The 18,161-nt window shown below is 65.8% G+C and carries 9 protein-coding genes; 5 read left to right on the plus strand and 4 right to left on the minus strand.

Going from position 1 to position 18,161, the window contains the following annotated elements:
• Positions 1-423: 423 nt before the first annotated feature.
• From hutI to ACORJG_RS05330, 4 genes are all read left to right on the plus strand, one after another.
• A complete protein-coding gene (gene hutI, locus ACORJG_RS05315; RefSeq protein WP_427792189.1) occupies positions 424-1,647 on the plus strand; it encodes an imidazolonepropionase in 1,224 nt (407 codons plus the stop codon).
• Positions 1,648-1,804: 157 nt separating this feature from the next.
• A complete protein-coding gene (locus ACORJG_RS05320; protein ID WP_427792190.1) occupies positions 1,805-5,182 on the plus strand; it encodes a class I SAM-dependent DNA methyltransferase in 3,378 nt (1,125 codons plus the stop codon).
• Positions 5,183-5,319: 137 nt separating this feature from the next.
• Positions 5,320-8,061, plus strand: a complete 2,742-nt coding sequence (locus ACORJG_RS05325; RefSeq protein ID WP_427792192.1) for a valine--tRNA ligase — start codon at positions 5,320-5,322, stop codon at positions 8,059-8,061.
• Positions 8,062-8,072: 11 nt separating this feature from the next.
• Complete coding sequence (locus tag ACORJG_RS05330) at positions 8,073-8,798, plus strand: TlyA family RNA methyltransferase (RefSeq protein WP_427792193.1); 726 nt, start codon at positions 8,073-8,075, stop codon at positions 8,796-8,798.
• Positions 8,799-8,871: 73 nt separating this feature from the next.
• Here ACORJG_RS05330 and ACORJG_RS05335 read toward each other — a convergent pair whose 3' ends face one another.
• On the minus strand, positions 8,872-9,540 hold the full coding sequence (locus tag ACORJG_RS05335; protein WP_427792195.1) for a glycine zipper 2TM domain-containing protein: 669 nt from the start codon (positions 9,538-9,540) through the stop codon (positions 8,872-8,874).
• A gap of 156 nt (positions 9,541-9,696) precedes the next feature.
• Between ACORJG_RS05335 and ACORJG_RS05340 the strand changes: the two genes are divergently transcribed.
• On the plus strand, positions 9,697-10,941 hold the full coding sequence (locus ACORJG_RS05340) for a class I SAM-dependent RNA methyltransferase (protein ID WP_427792197.1): 1,245 nt from the start codon (positions 9,697-9,699) through the stop codon (positions 10,939-10,941).
• Here ACORJG_RS05340 and ACORJG_RS05345 read toward each other — a convergent pair whose 3' ends face one another.
• The 3 genes from ACORJG_RS05345 to ACORJG_RS05355 all read right to left on the minus strand — a co-directional run bounded on the left by ACORJG_RS05345 (position 10,942) and on the right by ACORJG_RS05355 (position 18,126).
• Positions 10,942-12,018: a PA0069 family radical SAM protein gene (locus tag ACORJG_RS05345; RefSeq protein ID WP_427792199.1), complete on the minus strand. Its 1,077-nt coding sequence runs from the start codon at positions 12,016-12,018 to the stop codon at positions 10,942-10,944. It abuts the gene before it with no gap.
• Positions 12,019-12,103: 85 nt separating this feature from the next.
• Positions 12,104-16,342: a translocation/assembly module TamB domain-containing protein gene (locus ACORJG_RS05350; protein ID WP_427792200.1), complete on the minus strand. Its 4,239-nt coding sequence runs from the start codon at positions 16,340-16,342 to the stop codon at positions 12,104-12,106.
• Entirely contained in the window at positions 16,339-18,126 is a 1,788-nt protein-coding gene (locus ACORJG_RS05355) for an autotransporter assembly complex protein TamA (RefSeq protein WP_427792203.1), read from the minus strand. Before ACORJG_RS05355 ends, ACORJG_RS05350 begins: the two co-directional genes overlap by 4 nt.
• Between the last annotated feature and the right edge of the window lie 35 nt (positions 18,127-18,161).

Here is an 18,161-nt window from a genome sequence, read left to right on the forward strand (position 1 = left end):
GACCCTTGTTCTCCTGCTAGGATGTGTAGGCGCTGCTCCCGCTTGGTCCTGCTCGTACTTTGTGCCGACCTACGCCGAGAATCTGGACTTTCAGCAGGGTTTGTTGAGCGATGCAGACGCCGTTTTCCTAGCTAGAGCTAAACCTGAAACGGAGGCTCGGAGCCAGCTCCGCTCTGTGCTTTCCATTCAAGGAAGTACTCCTCCTAGGAAAAGTGTGGCCAATGTCAGTACCAATTGTGGTGAGACGCCCGCTGATGGTGTTGTGATCGCTTTTGCCCGCCGCATTAGAGTTAGCGATATGCCTTTCGAACCTTGGCGTTGGGGGCGCTGGTACGTGATCAGCCATTTGACCCCTGCCGAGGTCGTCGATCCACAGATGGTTGAAGCTTTGAGACAGGCCGCTGGAAGGCTGGAAACTGACGAATGACACTGACTTACGATCGTCTCATCACCGATTGCCACGTCGCCGCAATGACGGAGGGCGGCGTTCCCTATGGCGCCATCGAAGACGCCGCAATCCTGATCAAGGATGGGCGCATCGTCTGGGTCGGACCGCGCGCGGACCTGCCTGTGCACAAGGCTGTGGAAACCGACCGTCTGGGCGGGCGCTGGGTCACGCCTGGGCTGGTCGACTGCCACACCCATCTGGTCTTCGGCGGCGACCGTTCGGGCGAGTTCGAGCGGCGGCTGGAAGGCGCGACCTATGAAGAGATCGCCCGCGCCGGAGGCGGCATCGTCTCGTCCGTGCGCGCCACGCGCGAGGAGAGCGAGGATCAGCTCTACGCCTCGGCTCTGGCGCGGCTGGAGGGGTTGAAGGCCACCGGCGTCACCACGGTCGAGATCAAGTCCGGCTATGGTCTGGATCATGACAGCGAACTGAAGATGCTGCGCGTCGCCCGCCGCATCGGGCGCGAGGCGGGGGTGCGGGTGCGCACCTCTTATCTCGGTCTGCACGCCGTCCCGCCGGAGCATAAGGCCGACCGCGCCGTCTATGTGGACAAGGCTGTGGATGAGATACTGCCCGCCGCCCATGCCGAGGGGCTGGTCGACGCCGTCGACGCCTATTGCGAGCCCATCGCCTTCTCGGTCGAGGAGGTCAGCCGCCTTTTCGACAAGGCTGAGGAACTGGGCCTGCCGGTCAAGCTGCACGCCGACCAGTTGTCGGACGGTGGCGGGGCGGCGCTGGCCGCCCGCTATCAGGCGCTGTCGGCCGACCATATCGAGCACACGACCGAGGCGGGCGTGAAGGCGATGGCCGAGGCGGGCGTGGTGGCGGTGCTGCTGCCGGGCGCCTTCCTGATGCTGCGCGAGACGCAGGCGCCGCCGATCGCCCTGCTGCGTCAGCATGGCGCGCGGATGGCGGTGGCGACGGACTGCAATCCGGGCACTTCGCCGGTCGCTTCGATGACAGCGGCGATCAATCAGGCCTGCATCCAGTTCCGCCTGACGCCGGAAGAGGCGCTGGCGGGCGCGACCCGCAACGCAGCCCGCGCCTTGGGTCTGCAGGACGAGATCGGCACGGTGGAGGCGGGCAAGGCCGCCGACCTCGCCGTCTGGGACATCAGCCGCCCGGCGGAACTGGCTTATTGGCTGGGCAAGCCGCTGTTGCACCGTCGCTATCTGGCGGGACACGCGGCCCAGGGCTGAACGGTCTGATTTCATAGGACGCCCCGGCTTCATGACGGAGCCGGGGCGTCTTCATGTGAGGCGACGGCTCGGGTTGTATGTTCGCTGAACGCAACTCTTAGTTGCCATATTTTACATATTCCCGTTATGGGTGAGTTCTTCACGGGAGGGACCGCCTATGGACGTCGAGATTTTTATTGCGCGCTGGAGCGAGGCGACGATCAGCGAAAGGGCGAACTGTCAGAGCTTCATCATCCAGCTATGCGCCGTCTTGGGCGTCGCGGCGCCGGGGCAGCAGGTGGTCGGGGACCGCGATTACTGTTTCGAGCGCGCGGTGAAATTTCGGACACGGAGCGGCGCTGACCACAGCGGATTCATCGACTGTTTCAAGAGCGGCTCTTTCGTGATGGAGATGAAACAGTCGCCCAAACGCGCGCCGGACGGTGATCTGGATGTGCGTCAACTGGCGATGCTGTTGAACGGTCGGGGGCGAAAGGCGCCACAGGCAGGCGCGCAGGGTTTGGACCGCCTGATGAGCCGGGCTCGGGTTCAGGCTGAGGACTATGCTGCGGCACTGCCTGAATGCCCGCCGTTCCTGATGATGGTCGATGTCGGCGTCGCCATCCACCTGTGGGCGGACTTCGAGCGCAGCGGGAAGGGCTATGCGCCGTTTCCGGATGCGCAGAGCAGTCGCATCGACCTGACGGATCTGCGCGATCCACAGATCAGGGAACGTCTGCGCCGGGTGTGGAATGATCCGCGCAGCCTTGATCCTCAACACCGGATCAATGGGGCGACGCAGGAAGTTGCCGAACTGCTCGGACAGCTTGTCCGCTCGATGCGGGCGCGGGTGCTGCATGATCCGGCGCAGACGTTCCAGCCGGTCACGGATCGCCGCATCTTCATGTTCGTGATGCAGTGCATCCTGGCGATGTATGCGGACAGCGTGGGCCTGATCCGTGACCGGGGCTTTCTGACGCTGTTGGAAAGCTATCGCGGCCATTCGGCCCGTTTTCACCTCAGCGCCGCCGCCGTCTTTCGCAGCATGGCGCGCGGCGGGCACTGCGCCGCCCTGCGACAGGACGTGCCTGCGTTCGGCGGCGGGCTGTTTCGCGAAGAGGCGGCCCTGCCTCTCAGCGAGGTGGATCTGGAGGTGCTGATCCGCGCGGCGGGCTGCGACTGGTCGGCTGTCGAGCCTGATATCTTCGGGACCTTTCTGGAGCAGGCGCTGGAGCCGGGCGACCGCACGGAACTCGGCGCCCATTACACGCCAAAGGCTTATGTGCAGCGGCTGGTGGAAGCGACCATCATCGACCCGCTGCGCACAGACTGGGAGGCGCTGAAGGCCTGTGCTTCGGCGGATTTCAGCAGGGGGGATGCGGCGACGGCGCGAAAGGCGGTGCGCTGCTTCCATCATGACCTGTGCAGGATCAGGGTTCTGGACCCGGCCTGCGGAACCGGCAACTTCCTCTATTTCGCCATGACCATGATGAAGGACCTGGAGCGTCAGGTCCTCGCCGCCTTGAGGGAACTGGGAGACGACACATCTGCCGCCGACGTGACACGCAGGGTTGGTCCGGATCAGTTCTGGGGCATTGAGAAATCCGATCACGCGGCCTCCATCGCCGAGATCGTCATGTGGGTCGGATATCTGCAATGGCGCATCCGCAACGGAGAGGCACCGTCGCAACTGGCCGCCTCCGGCGAACTGGCCCCACGGCGCGGCCGCGAGCGGATCATCAGGGCAGACGCCCTGCTGGTGTCGGCAGGCGAAGACCTTCATCGCGATGCGCGTGGGCGGCCGATCAGTCTGTGGCGCTTCAATCAGGAGACGGAGGTCGTCCGATATCGCGATCCCCAGCCGACCCAATGGCCTGTGGCGCACTTTATCATCGGTAATCCACCCTTCATGGCGGGCAAGAATCTGCGTCGTGATCTGGGCGACGGCTATGTCGACGCCCTGTGGCAGATCCGGCAGGGACGTTTCCGCTCGGCGGATCTGGTCATGGCATGGTGGGATCGCGCGGCTGAAATCCTGACGGCGCCCAAGAGCCCGCTGCGGCGATTCGGCTTCATCACCACCAACTCCATAACCCAGACCTTCTCACGGCGCGTGCTGGAGCACCACCTGAACGGCGAGCCGCCCATGCGGCTGGTCTTCGCCATTCCCGACCATCCGTGGAGCAAGGGGGCAGAACGGGGCGCCGAGGTTCGCATCGCCATGACGGTGGCCGAGCGCGGCGCGCCCAACGGGCAGGGGCGCCTGCTGACCATCCGCGAAGAGAAGCTGGATGCGAGCGGGATGATTGTCCCTCAGTTTGATGAACAGCGAGGCGACATCGGCGCAGATCTGACCATAGGCCGCGCCCTGTCCCATGCGCAGCCCCTAAGAGCCAACGCCCTGCTGTGTTCGCCGGGCGTGAAACTGCATGGCGCAGGCTTTATCGTCTCCGCACGTGAGGCTGCTGCACTGACGCGAGGCATGAAAGAGGCGCCGCCGATCCGTGCCTATCGCAATGGGCGCGATCTGGCGGCCCGACCCCGAGGCGTGAAGGTGATCGACCTGTACGGCCTTGGCGAAAACGAGGTTCGACGTGATCTCCCCCGGATTTTCCAGCATCTGACAGACACGGTAAAGGTCGAGCGCGACCGGAACAGCCGGGCGGCCTATCGCGACAACTGGTGGGTGTTCGGCGAGCCGAGAGGCGCCTTTCGTGAGGCCCTCAACGGACTGCCTCGCTACATCGCCACGGTCGAGAGATCCAAGCATCGCTGGTTCCGCTTTCTCGATGCGGATGTCCTGCCTGACAATACGGTGGTGGCGATCGCCTCGGACGATCCGCGCATTCTGGGCGTGCTGTCTTCGCGGGCGCACCGTGTCTGGGCGCTGGCGATGGGCGGGCGTCTGGAAGATCGCCCGGTCTATAACAAGAAGGTCTGCTTCGACGCCTTTCCCTTCCCGCCGCTGGATGGCTTCGTGGGGCATGAGATCGGAGCCATCGCCGAGGAAATCGACGCGCTGCGTAATGAGTTGATCGCTCAGGATTGCTGCCTGACGATGACGGCGCTCTATAATCAGCGAGATTCAGCTCAGTTCCGGCCTCTGGATCATCTGCACCGGCGCCTGGACGCTGTGGTTTATCAGGCTTACGGCTGGCCCTCGGACATGGCGGACGAGGACGCGCTGACGGCTCTGCTGGCGTTGAACAGGGCCCGCGCCGAGCAGGAGGCGACGAGAGATGTCCTTTTTCTGCGTCCGGACTATCAGCAGGATCGCGTGAAACCGGCGCGTCGTCTCCGAGCGGCGTCGGCGCCGCGCCCACGAGCCGCCGATATTCGCCCCTTGCCGGACGCGCCCGCAGAGCTGGCCGCACAGGTGCTGGATATTCTGCGGTTGGAGGGCGGCCCGCTGTCGCTGCGGGAACTGTCGAGCCGTTTCGCCGGACCTAACGGTCGCCGCAAGACGGATCGCGTTGAGCAGATGCTGGCGATCCTGGCCGTTGTGGGATCGGTTCAGCGGGCGGGGCAGGGGTGGTTCTCGCCGCGCGGCTTCTGATTTGACCTAGCCGTCGGGCGCGGCGATCATTAAGTCACATAAGGGCGGTTCCGGCGGGACCGCCCTTTGCTTTACCGAAGAATTCCAGCCCCGATCGGCGGCGCATTCGCGCTACGCCTCGGGGAAACGAGATGACCATGCTTGAGAAGACGTTCGAACCCAAGGCCGCCGAGCCGCGCATCTACGCCCAGTGGGAGGACAGCGGCCTATTCGCCCCGCGCGCGGCCAAGCCGACCGACGGCTCTGCAGATGCCTATTCGATCGTCATTCCGCCGCCGAACGTAACGGGCAGCCTGCACATCGGCCACGCCCTGAACAATACGCTTCAGGACATTCTGGCCCGTTATCACCGCATGAAGGGCAAGGCCGTTCTGTGGCTGCCTGGCGCCGACCACGCGGGTATCGCCACCCAGATGGTGGTCGAGCGCAAGCTGGCGGCTGAGGGCAATATCGGCCGCCGCGACATGGGCCGCGACGCCTTCATCGAGAAGGTGTGGGAGTGGAAGGCCGAATCCGGCGGGACCATCGTCCGCCAACTGCGCCGTCTGGGCTCATCCTGCGACTGGTCGCGCGAACGCTTTACGCTGGACGAAGGGCTGAACGCCGCCGTCCGCAAGGTCTTTGTTCAACTGCACAAGGACGGCCTGATCTATCGCGACAAACGGCTGGTGAACTGGGACCCGCATTTCCAGACCGCCATCTCGGACCTTGAGGTCGAGCAGAAAGAGGTCGACGGCGCCTATTGGCACTTCGCCTATCGTCTGTCGGACGGCGTGACGTATCAGCACCCGATCGCCTTCGATGAAGACGGCAAGGCCACCGAGTTCGAGACGCGCGACTTCATCGTCGTCGCCACGACCCGGCCGGAGACCATGCTGGGCGACACCGGCGTGGCCGTTCACCCAGAGGACGAGCGTTACAAGGGTCTGGTCGGCAAGTTCGTGACCCTGCCGATCACGGGGCGCCGCATTCCGATCGTCGCCGACGACTACGCCGATCCGACCAAGGGATCGGGCGCAGTGAAGATTACGCCTGCCCATGATTTCAACGACTTCGGCGTCGGAAAGCGTGCGGGACTAGAAGCCCTGAACGTCATGGACGCCTTCGGCCGGATCACCGCCGCTGACACGCCTGACGTGCCCGCCGAATATGAAGGCATGGATCGCTTCGCCGCGCGTAAGGCCATCGTCGCCCGCGCCGAGGAAGAAGGCTGGCTGCGCGAGATCGAGAAGACCAAGCACATGGTTCCGCACGGCGACCGTTCGGGCGTCGTCATTGAGCCGTGGATGACGGACCAGTGGTACGTCGACGCCAAGGTCATGGCCCAGCCTGCCCTGAAGGCGGTCGAGGAGGGCGCGACCGTCTTCGAGCCGAAGTCCTATGAGAAGATCTACTTCGAATGGCTGCGCAACATCGAACCCTGGTGCATCTCCCGCCAGCTGTGGTGGGGCCACCGCATCCCCGCCTGGTACGGCCCGAACGGCGAGATCTACGTCGCCGAGACGGAAGAGGACGCCCGCGAACAGGCATTGTCGGACTATGATTCCGAGGTCGTGCTGACCCAGGATGAGGACGTTCTGGACACCTGGTTCAGTTCCGCTCTGTGGCCCTTCTCGACCATGGGCTGGCCGGAAAAGACCGAGGATCTGGAGCGCTTCTATCCGACCAGCGACCTGGTTACGGCGGCGGACATCATCTTCTTCTGGGTTGCCCGGATGATGATGATGGGCCTGCACTTCATGGACGGCGAAGTCCCGTTCAAGCGCGTCATCATCAACGGTCTGGTCCGCGACGAGAAGGGCCAGAAGATGTCGAAGTCCAAGGGCAACGTCATCGACCCGCTGAACATCATCGACGAGCTGGGCGCTGACCCCTTACGCTTCACCATGGCGATCCTGTCGGGCACGCGCGACATCAAGTTGTCGAAGCAGCGCATTGAAGGTTACCGCAATTTCGGCACCAAGCTGTGGAACGCGGCCCGCTTCAGCCAGATGAACGAGGCGCGCCGCGTCGAGGGCTTCGACCCCGCACACGTGCAACAGACGATCAACCGCTGGATTCGCGGCGAGCTGACCAAGGCCGAGCGTCAGGTGTCCGACGCTATCGAAGGCGGCCGTTTCGACGATGCGGCGGGCGCGCTGTACCGCTTCATCTGGAACGTCTTCTGCGACTGGTATCTGGAACTGGCCAAGCCGGTGTTCAACGGTTCGGACGAAGCCGCCAAGGCCGAGACCCGCGCCATGACGGCCTGGACCATCGACCAGACGTTGAAACTTCTGCACCCGGTCATGCCCTACATCACCGAAGAGTTGTGGGCGGAACTGGGCAGGGAAGGCCCGGCTCGCGACGGTTTGCTGATGGGCGAGACCTGGCCGGTGCTGCCGGACGCCTTCGTCGACGCAAACGCCGAGGCGGAGATCGGCTGGCTGGTCGATCTGATCGGTGAGATCCGCGCCTTGCGGGCCGAGATGAACGTGCCGCCGTCGGCCAAGCCGCCGCTGGCCTTCGTCGCCCCGGACGCCGCCACGGCCGAGCGCATCGCGCGCCATCGCGACCTGATCCTGACCCTGGGCCGCGTGTCCGAGGTCGCCGTGGTCGAGGCCGCGCCGACCGGAGCCGTGACCTTCGTCTCGGGCGGGGCGACGGTCGCCCTGTCGCTGGCCGGGATCATCGATCTGGACGCCGAACGTGTACGTCTGGAAAAGGAGATCGCCGTCTTCGACGCTGACATCGGCCATGTGAACAAGAAGCTGGGCAACCCCAACTTCGTCGCCCGCGCCGCCGCCGAGGTGGTCGAGGAACAACGCGCCAAACTGGCCGAGGCCGAAGAAGGCAAGGCTCGCCTACAGGCAGCGCTGAAGCGGCTGGAAGCCTTGTAAGGACTTCAGCCGTGAGGATCGACCAGCTTCTCGTCGCGCGGGGCGTCTTCGATAGTCGCGCCCGCGCCCGCGCCGCTATCGACGCGGGGCTGGTGAAGGCAGACCGCCGCCTGATCGCCAAGCCTTCGGAAAAGGTTGCGGAAGACGCCGTCATCGAGGCCGAGGCCGCCCATCGCTGGGTCGGTCGCGGCGCCCTGAAGCTGGAGCGTGCGCTGGACCTGTGGCCGGTGGCGGTCGAGGGGCGCGCGGTGCTGGACGTCGGCGCCTCGACCGGCGGGTTCACCGAGGTCTGTCTGGATCGCGGCGCGGCGCAGGTCTTCGCCGTGGATGTCGGGACAGGGCAGCTGCATCCTTCGGTCGCCGCCGATCCGCGCGTGGTGAATCTGGAAAAGACCGACGCCCGCGACCTGACCCCCGCCATCATCACCGACGCGCCGTCCCTGATCGTCTGTGACGCCAGCTTCATCAGTCTGGCGAAGGTGCTGCCCGCAGCCCTTGATCTGGCGGCGCCGGGCGCGGACCTGATCACGCTTGTGAAGCCCCAGTTCGAGGCGGATGGTCCCAAGTCGGTCGGCAAGAAGGGCGTGGTCAAGGACCCCGAGGCGCACGCCGCAGCCGTGGCCCGTGTGCGCGACTGGCTGGAAGCTGGCGGTTGGCGTGTGCGCGAGGTCGCCGACAGTCCGGTCACCGGCGGCGATGGCAACGTCGAGTTCCTGCTCTGGGCGCAAAAGGCCTGAACGCAAAAGATTAGAGGGCCGCCGGTGATCCGGCGGCCCTCTTCACATCGTCGATTGACAGGGGGGCTGAAACTTAATCGACGACGCGATAACGGCCCGATTGGTCCATGCAGGTGCGCACATAGCGCGTCTCCATACGACCGTCGGGAAGACGGATGTTGCTCTCGGCCAGGCGGCACTGATCGGCGTCGCGCGGCGCGGAAGCGCGGGTGTCCGGATACTCCTGATAATAGTCGTAACCATCGCGACGATCGTCATAGCGACGGTCGTAGCCATAGTTGCGGTTATCGTATCCGCGATTGTCATAGCCTCGGTTGTCGTAACCATAGGCCGGCGGGACATAGGTTCCGGAATAGCCGGAGGTCGGGTAGCGCACATCGCGACGATTGCTGCTGTCACAGGCGGCCGAGCTGTTGCCCACGCCCGCGCCGATCGCGGCGCCCAGAACGCCGCCCAGGGCGCTGCCCTCGGTGCGGCGACCACGCGCGGCCATTTGCGAGCCCGCAACGGCGCCGATCGCGGCGCCCAGCAGGCCGCCGGTCGTGGCGCGCTGACGCTGATCGCGGGCGCAGGGGTCGTAATAGGTCCCCTGATTGTAGCTGCCGTTTCCATAGCCATAGGCGGGCGGATAGTCATAGCCATAGCTCTGAGCCGAGGCGACGCCGGGCAGGGCGACGGCCGAGGCGCAGGCCAGGGCGGCGATGGCGGCGGCCGAGGCTTTTTTCGAGATGAGAGCGATCATCGTATTTTTATCCTTCGACAGATGTCATCCCTGAACGGATCAGGCTGGCGTCTGTTGCAGCCATGAATAGGGCGGTGAAGCTGAACGGCTTTTGATCGCGGTGTTCATCTTCGTTCATGTTTCGATTTTCGTGCGGAAGCCGCTAGAAGCGCCGGTATGACGCAGACGCTGACCATATCCCGCATGGGCCATCAGGGCGACGGGATCGCCGACACCGCCGACGGCCCCGTCTTCGTGCCGGGCGCTCTGCCGGGTGAGGTGGTCGCCGCCGAGGTCAGGGACGGTCGGGCCGATCGGTTCGATCTGATCCAGGCCAGTCCCGACAGGCGTCCGATTCATTCGCAGACCTATGCCGAATGCGGCGTCGCGCCGCTGCAGCACTGGGCCGATGAACCCTATCTGGCGTGGAAACGCGAAGTGGTCGTCCAGACGCTTGCACGTGAAGGGCTGGAGACTGAGGTCGAGGCCGCCGTGGCCACGTCGCTGGCCAGCCGCCGCCGACTGGCGCTGCACGCCCGTATGGGACCGGACGGGCGCGTCATTCTGGGGTTCAAGGCGCGTAAATCGTGGCGCGTGGTTAAACTGACCGATTGTCCATTGTCGGACCCGCAGTTGACAGCGGCTCTGCCCGCCTTGGCCAAGGTCGCAGCGCCTTTTCTGGGCCATCCGAAATCGGCGCCGACCCTGCACGTCACCCTGACCGACAGCGGACTGGACGTCGATGTGACGGGCGTCGAGAAGCGTTCGGGCGGTTTGAACGGCGACCAACTGGCGCTGGCTATTGCGGCGGCGGCCGAAGCTGATCTGGCGCGGCTCAGTCTGGATGGCGATACGCTGGTCATGGCGCGCCAGCCGCGTGTGCGTTTCGGCCGCGCCTCCGTGCCCTTGCCTGCGGGCGGCTTTCTACAGGCGTCGCCCGCCGCCGAAGCGGCCATGGTCACGCGCGCGGTCGAGGCGGTGAGGGGCGCCAAAAAGGTCGCTGACCTTTTCTGCGGCGCAGGAACCTTCACCTTCCCTCTGGCTGAGGTCGCCAGCGTGACCGCCGCTGATTCCGCCCCCGCCTCCATCGCCGCGCTGAAGGCAGGCGTCAGCACGGCGCAGGGGCTGAAAGGCATTGAGGCCCAGGCGCGCGACCTGTTCCGCCGTCCGCTGTCGCCTTATGATCTGAAGGGCTGCGAAGCCATCGTCATGGACCCGCCGCGCGCGGGCGCTCTGGAGCAGACGCAGCAACTGCCGGGGACCAAGGCCTCGGTCATCGTCGGCGTGTCCTGCAACCCCCAGACCTTCGCCCGCGATGCACGCGTTCTGGTCGACGCTGGGTTCAGGCTAGAGAAGGTTACGCCGATCGACCAGTTTATCTGGTCGACGCACATCGAACTGGTTGGCGTCTTCCGGCGCTGATCACGAGGCCAGGTCGAACAAATCAAGTTGCGGCCGGGCGTCGGGTGGAACGCGGAACCGACTGATGTCCAGCGTTTGACGCGGAGCATCCAGCCCATAGCGTTTGAGCGCCGCCTTGAAGCGCGTGGCGATCAGTTCGGCGACCGGGCCGGTCCCCTTCATGCGTTGAGACCAGTCGGGGTCGTAATCCTTGCCGCCGCGTGTCTGGCGGATCAGGGACATGACCCGCGCCGCGCGGTCGGGGCGGGCGTCGGCCAGCCATTCACGGAACAGATCCTTGATTTCGAGCGGCAGGCGCAGGGTCACATACATGGCCGAGGTCGCGCCCGCTTTCTGCGCCGTCTCCAGTACCGCTTCGAGTTCATGATCGTTCAGGCCCGGGATGACCGGGGCGAAACCGACACCGACCGGGCATCCCGCCTCGGCCAGGCGGCTGATCGCCTCCAGCCGTTTCGCCGGCGTGGAGGCTCGCGGCTCCATCGCCCGCGCCAGCTTGCGGTCCAGGGTGGTGATGGAGACGAAGGCCGAGGCCAGCCCCTGACGCCCCATGTCGCCCAAAATATCGGCGTCGCGCGCGATCAACACAGACTTTGTGATGATGCTGAACGGGTGATTGAAACGCTGCATGACCTCAAGGATCGAGCGGGTCGACCGGGTGTCGCGTTCCACCGGCTGATAAGGGTCGGTGTTGCCGCCTATGTGGATGCGCCGGCAGACGTATCGGGGTTTTGAGAGCTCCTGTTCCAGCAGACGCGCGGCGTCCGGCTTGAAGAAGATCCGGCTCTCGAAATCCAGGCCCGGGGATAGGCCCATCCAGGCATGGGACGGACGGGCGTAGCAGTAGATGCAGCCATGTTCGCAGCCCTTGTAGGGGTTGATGGAGCGATCGAAGCCGACGTCGGGACTCGTATTGCGGGCGATGATGGTGCGGGCGTGTTCCGGGGACAGGGTGGTGCGAAGCGGGGCGACCGCCTCATCCTGATCCGTCCAGCCGTCGTCCCAGGCCTCGCGTCGGTCGGCTTCATACCGACCCGAGGCGTTGGAACGAGCGCCGCGTCCATTGATCGCCTTGTTCATGGCCGCATGATGCGGAATGGAATGGAACAAAGCAAGAACAAAATAGGCGAAAAACAACCCGCCGGTTGAGGGCGGGTTGTCTATTCTAGCGTCGTGCTGAGGCGTTGGGACGGCGGTCGCGACGGTCGCCGCCGGGGCGGGGGCCTTCACGGCGCCAGCGGACGGACAGGGCGGTGTCGCCTTCGCCGCCGAACTGGGAGGTGACGGCCAGGTTGCGTCGGACCTGCCACTCGACCTTGACCGCCGCGCTGCGCTCGGCGCCCCCGATGACCTCAAGATAGATGTCGTCGGTGATGTAGCGGCCGCCGGCGACGGTCAGGCTGGACGCCTCGCCGCTGAAGGATAGTCGGTCCAGCCCGGCCAGCTCACGCAGGTTGCCGACCACGTCAAAACCGCCGCCGCCCGCCAGGGACGCCACGGCCGAGGCCAGTTGCGCCGCCTCGAACGGAGACAGTTGAGCCGCCGAGCGACCGAACAGCACCCGCGACAGGATTTCATCCTGCGGCAGTTCGGGTTTGGACGTCAGTTCGATCTTGGGCGCGACGGCTGTGCCGGTGACCTTGATGATGGCGGTCAGGGCAGGGTCCTCGCGCACGGCCTCCAGGTTCAGGCGGATGCGCGCCGGATCGGTCGACAGGGTGACCGAGCCGCGGTCGTCAAAGACGAAGCGTTTGCCAGAGAACTCATAGTCGCCGCGCACCACATTTGCCGTGCCGCTCAGGTCCGGCTGGGCGATGGTGCCGCGCACACGGGCGTCAGCGCGCAGTTCGACGTTCAAACCTCGCCCGCGCAGATAGATTTCGCGGCCGGTCAGATTGATGTTCAGGCCGATCTGCGGGCCGCCCTTGGCCTTCTTCTCGACCTCGACCGTGTCGCCGCCGGGGCGGTTGATCTCGACCACATCCATTTTCACGATGCCGGTCGAGCCGGGCATGTCGGGCGAGATCTGGGCTTCGTCGATGTTGATGTCGCCGGTCAGCTGGATGTTGCCGTCGGCGCCGCGCACGGCGGTCAGGCGGCCGTTGGCGCGAGCCTTGGCCATGTCGTTGTCGATGACGCGGAAGCGCGCCAGTTCCAGACGTAGGGTCGAAGGCGAACCTTCACGCAGACCCAGATCGCCGCTGCCCGACACCTCGCCCTTCTGGCCGTCGGTGGCCTGGAAGCGTTCGATGACGGCCTGACTGTCGTTGAAGCGGCTGGCCAGGGTCACGTTTTCGAGGCGCAGCCCGGTGATGCTGTCGCGGAAGGCTCCTTCGTTCAGGTCCAGCCGTCCGTTCAGGCGCGGTGCGTTCAGGGTGCCGGCGAGGGTGGCCTGACCGTTCACCTGACCTGACAGCGACTGTGCGCCGCCCAGGAACAGGTCCCAGATCGGCTGAACCTGACCACGGATGGATACCTGACCCGACAGATCGCGGGTGCGCGCGATGGCCAGACGCAAGGGCGCCGCCGAAGTCTCGACCGGCAGGGTGACATCGGCCGAGGCCTGAACCGTCGCGCCGTTGCGGGCCTGCGCGCGCAGACGCAGGGTGTCGCCGCTGAGATCGGCGTTCAGCGCGCCGTCTACGGCCAGGCCGCTGGGCGCGTCGAGGCTGCGAAGCTGCCTCAGATCGACATTGGCCGTTCCGCTCAGGTTGTCGCCCTGACCCTGCAGAGACAGGCGGCCGGTCACCTGACCGCGCAGGTCAGGGACGAGGGAGCCCATTTCGACATTGTTCAGGTCGGCCTGAATGGCGCTGCCCTTGCTGTCCTGTTTCAGTTCGCCGGTCAGGAAGCCGCCGCCGACGCCCAGATCCACGCGAGCCACTCGGCCGTCGCCGTTGAGCGCGAAGACGGCGGGCGCGCGGGTGTTGAAGCGGATGTCGCGCACACGACCGCCGCCGCGCAGGGTCAGGCTGTGCGCCTGATCCTGACGCGCGTACTCGCCCGAGCCGTTGAACTGCACCGGGTTTTCGCCGCCCACATCGGCGGCCAGAGTGAAGGGCAGGCGGTCCAGCGTGCCCTGACCTTTCAGCGACAGGTTGCGAAGGGTCCAGTCCTGGCCCGCCATGCGTATGTTGCGGCCGGTGACGTCCAGCACAGCGGTCTGATCGCCCGCGCCCTCGGTCAGGCGCACACGGCCGTTGGCCTCGCCCGTCGCCAGAAAGGCGCCCTGGCGCGCGGTGAAGGTCAGGTCGGCGCTGGAGGGGAAGTTGTTCGACAAGGCGACGTCGCCCTGCGCCGTGATGCCGCCCGCGTTCACGTCCACGTCCGACAGGCGCAGACGCGGTCCGCCCAGGAAGAAGTTCCCCGAGGCGCGCGCCGGTCCATAGTTGGAGCCGGAGTTCAGCACCACGCGCCCGTCAGAGGCGTCGGCGCCCTTGCGGAAGCTGAGGATCAGATCGGCCTTGGTCAGGATCAGGCCGGCCGCCTCAACCTTGTCGAAGGCGGCGCGCAGGTCGGCGCGCGGTTGAGCCAGCGTGCCGGTCAGGGCGCCGTCGCCCGACATGGCGCCGTCGATGGCGACCGGGCCGACGCCGAACGGACCATGGGCGTTCCAGTTCAGGGCCAGCCGCAGCTTGGCGCCTTCGATCAGGCCCTTGGCGCCCGCGCGCCCTGCTGCGCCGGTCAGCTCGCCGCGATCGATGGAGATGACGTTGTTGTTGAGCGACCCGGCCAGTTGCAGGCGCGGCGTCGCGCCGAGCAGGCGGTCCAACTCTTCCATGCCGATGGCCATGCGTGAGCCGCGACCGTCGAAGCTGAGGGTCCAGGGCGCGCCCGTCTTCGCTGATCCGGCGCGGATCGGCCCGCCGAAGGCGCCGCGTGCGCCGGGCTGGATGCGGCCCAGATCCGTCAGGTCGGCGCGGCCGTTGAAGTTCAGCCCGCCATTCAACGTGCGTCCGCCCGATCCGGTCAAAGTCAGCCCCTGTCCGCGCGCGTCGATCTTCTTCAGCAGCATGGCGCCGTCGGCCATGCGTGTGCCTTCCAACTGGATGCGCGGCGCGGCGCCCAGCAGGCCGCCGATGATGCCCGCAGACGAGCCTCCGGCCGCCTGAACGTCCGTGGTCACATCGATGCGGCCCTTGTTGGCGGCGATATTCACCGGGCCGGAAATGCGCGTCGCGCGATAGGAGGCGATGTCGGCCTGTTGCAGGCTGGCCGACCCCTGCAGGGTCCAGACATTGGCGTCGCCCCTGAACACGCCCGTATAGGCGGCGGGACCGGCGACGGGGCTGCCCACCAGACGACTGAGGGACGGGGTCTTCACCTCCAGGCTGACGCCTTCGGGCGCGGTGTTGTCCGTGGTGCGGATCAGGCCACGCGCGCTGGATTCGATGTTGTCAGCATACAGGCGCCAGGCCACGCCCTGATAGTCTTCACGCTTTGCGTCCGGCGTCATGGCGAACCCGAATCGGGCCGTACGGCCGATGCGGTCGATGAAGGGCTCCAGCAGGTCCGATCCCGAGAAGTCGGCATAGCCTGACACCTTGGCGCCCTTGTCGCCATAGGTCCCCTTGACCAGCAGGGGACGGAACTGGCCGGTCTGGACCGTCACATCAATGACCTCGCCATTGACCACGGCGACGGCTGAGAAGGGTTGGTTCGGCGAATAGCCCAGCGCACCGGCGATGGGGCCGCCCTGGGCTTCATTGGCGCGCAGATTGACACGCAGGTCGCCGGGCTTGTCGCCGAAGGCGGCGGCCAGACGCAGGAAGTCGCCCTGACGGTTCAGGCTCTTGGCGTCGACGTTGGCCTTCTTCACGCCCTTGCGCGGAATGGCGGCGTCGCCGTTGAGGCTCCAGCGGCCGTATTCCTTGGAGAAATCCTCCATCAACTCGATATTGGCGCTGAAGCGATCTATATTGATGTCGATCGGCTGCGGCCCGCCAGGTTCGCTGGGCGGCTCAAGCTCCGGACGGCGCAGGACGCGGATCTGGCCCGCGCTGATGTCCTTGGCGTGGAAGCGACGGGCGAGCAGCGGCCAATAGGACCAGTCGACATGGATGTCGCTGGCTTCCAGCCAGACGCCCTTTTCGTCGGTCACAGTGACGCGCTTCAGGCGAAAATCGCTGAACAGGTCGCCCTGAAGTCCCTCGACGTTGATGCGGCCATAGCGGCTGATCTGCTTGCCGGCGACAAAGCTGGTGACAAGATTGCGCCCGGAATCGGACAGCAGATACATCCGTCCGCCGACTGCCAGCACGATGGTCAGCACCAACAGGCCCGCGATGATCATTGCGCCGATGAAGGCGGCCAATTGCAGGCGCGTGCGTTTGCGCTTCGCCTTCTTTGCGGGCGTTTCGGCGGCGTCTGCGCCCGTTTCGTGAGGCGGAGGTGTGTCGGTCAAAACGCCTGGCCGATGCTGAGGTAGAGTTGGAATTCAGAGTCGCCCTCACGCTTGTTCAGCGGGAAGGCGATGTCGGCGCGCACGGGGCCAAACGGCAGTTTGTAGCGGACGCCGACGCCCGCCCCATAGCGCATGTTGTTCAGGTTCGGCGTTGCCTGAAAGCCCACGGCGCCGCCGTCGACAAAAGCCACGGCCTGGAATTTCTCGCCGATGTCGCGCCGCACTTCAAAAGACGACTCGAACAGCGACAGGCCGCCGCGTGGGCGGTTGTTGGGCAGACGCGGGTTGATGCTCTGATAGGAATAACCCCGCACCGAGCCGCCGCCGCCGGAATAGAACAGGCGATCCGACGGCACGGTCAGTTCCTCGCCGCCGATGATGGATCCGATGCGCACCCGACCGGCCAGCACCGTCTTGGCGTCTGCGCCGACGGGCCGATAGGTCGTGGCCATGCCCTCGTTGCGCAGGAACAGCACAGTGTCCTGCCCCGTCACCGCCGTCGGCTGGCTCGACAGGGACAGTCGATAACCGTGCGTCGGGTTCAGCGGATCGTTGGTGCGATCCATGAAGGCGCTGCCGCGCAGGGTGACGATGGCCAGATCGCGGTCGAAGGTGATCGGCGCCTGGCTGACCGGATCAAAGCGGTGCTCTTTATAGCGACCCGCATCGACGCCGACGCCATAGCTGAACCAGGATGTCTTACCCAGCCGTTGGGACAGGTCCGCCGCCAGCGTCAGGGCGTTGCGGTCATAGGCGTCGGTCTGTTCGTTGACGATATAGGACGACAGCTTCAGCGTGCGGCCCGGCTTGCGCCAGTGCGGCTGGGACCACTCGCCGCCGATGCGGCTGTCGATGCTGGCGATCCGCGCGCCGTAACGCAAGGTGTCGGCGCGACCGAACCGGTTGTAGCGCGTGCGGAAGACGTCGACGCCGATGCCCTCATAGGTCGAATAGGTGGCGCCCGCTTCCAGCAGGCTGACCGGACGGTCGGCCAGGCTGACGACGACCGGGCGCAGCCCGTCCGGGCGCGTATCATCCAGCCGCGACAGGGAGACGCTGACCGAATCGTAGACGCCGGTATCCTGAAGCCGCCGCTCCAGCTCGGCGACGTCCTCGGGATCATAGCGGTCGCCTTCCTTCCAGGGGACCAGTCCCTCGACCCAGCTCTCCTTGCTGGGACCGCGCGTTCGCAACTGTATGCCGTTCAGGCGAACCAGTTCGCCTGAGGCGATGTTGAAGCCCGGCTCGACCAGATATGTGGCGTGATCGACGACGACGCGGCGGGGCAGGGCCGTGGCGTCCGCATAGCCGCGACGGGTGAGATCAGCGATGATCCGTCCTTCAGCCTCCAGTATATTGGCGGCGCGGCCGGGTTCGCCCGGTTCCAGGCGGATGTCCTCGATGACCGCGGCTCCCGTCTCAGCGTCCGGCGCGGGCGCGCTCCAGTCGACCGAGGTCTTGCCCAGCAGGAAGCGGCGGCCGGGCGTGACCTGAATAGCGGCGACAGGCTTGTCATCGCCCTCGACAAGTTCCTCGACCTCGGCCTGATAATAACCTTCGGACCGTAACAGGGCCTGGGCGGAGGTCAGCGCCGCATGGGCGCGGCGACGGGCCTCGAAGCGACTGGACGGCGCGCCGTCCACGTCACCGATCGCCTGCTGGAGCTGACGCTTCAGATCACCGTCTACATCACCGCGAATCTGCGCGCGAGGTTCTGCGACGGCCTGGCTTGCGAGAGCGCATAAGGCTGCGCCGGCAAGAAGGAGGGGAAGCCTCGACGTCAAATCCGGACCCTGGTTGCGAGACGATCTCGGGCGCT

The organism is Brevundimonas diminuta, from assembly GCF_050310045.1.
In the GTDB taxonomy this organism is placed as follows: Bacteria; Pseudomonadota; Alphaproteobacteria; order Caulobacterales; family Caulobacteraceae; genus Brevundimonas; species Brevundimonas diminuta_F.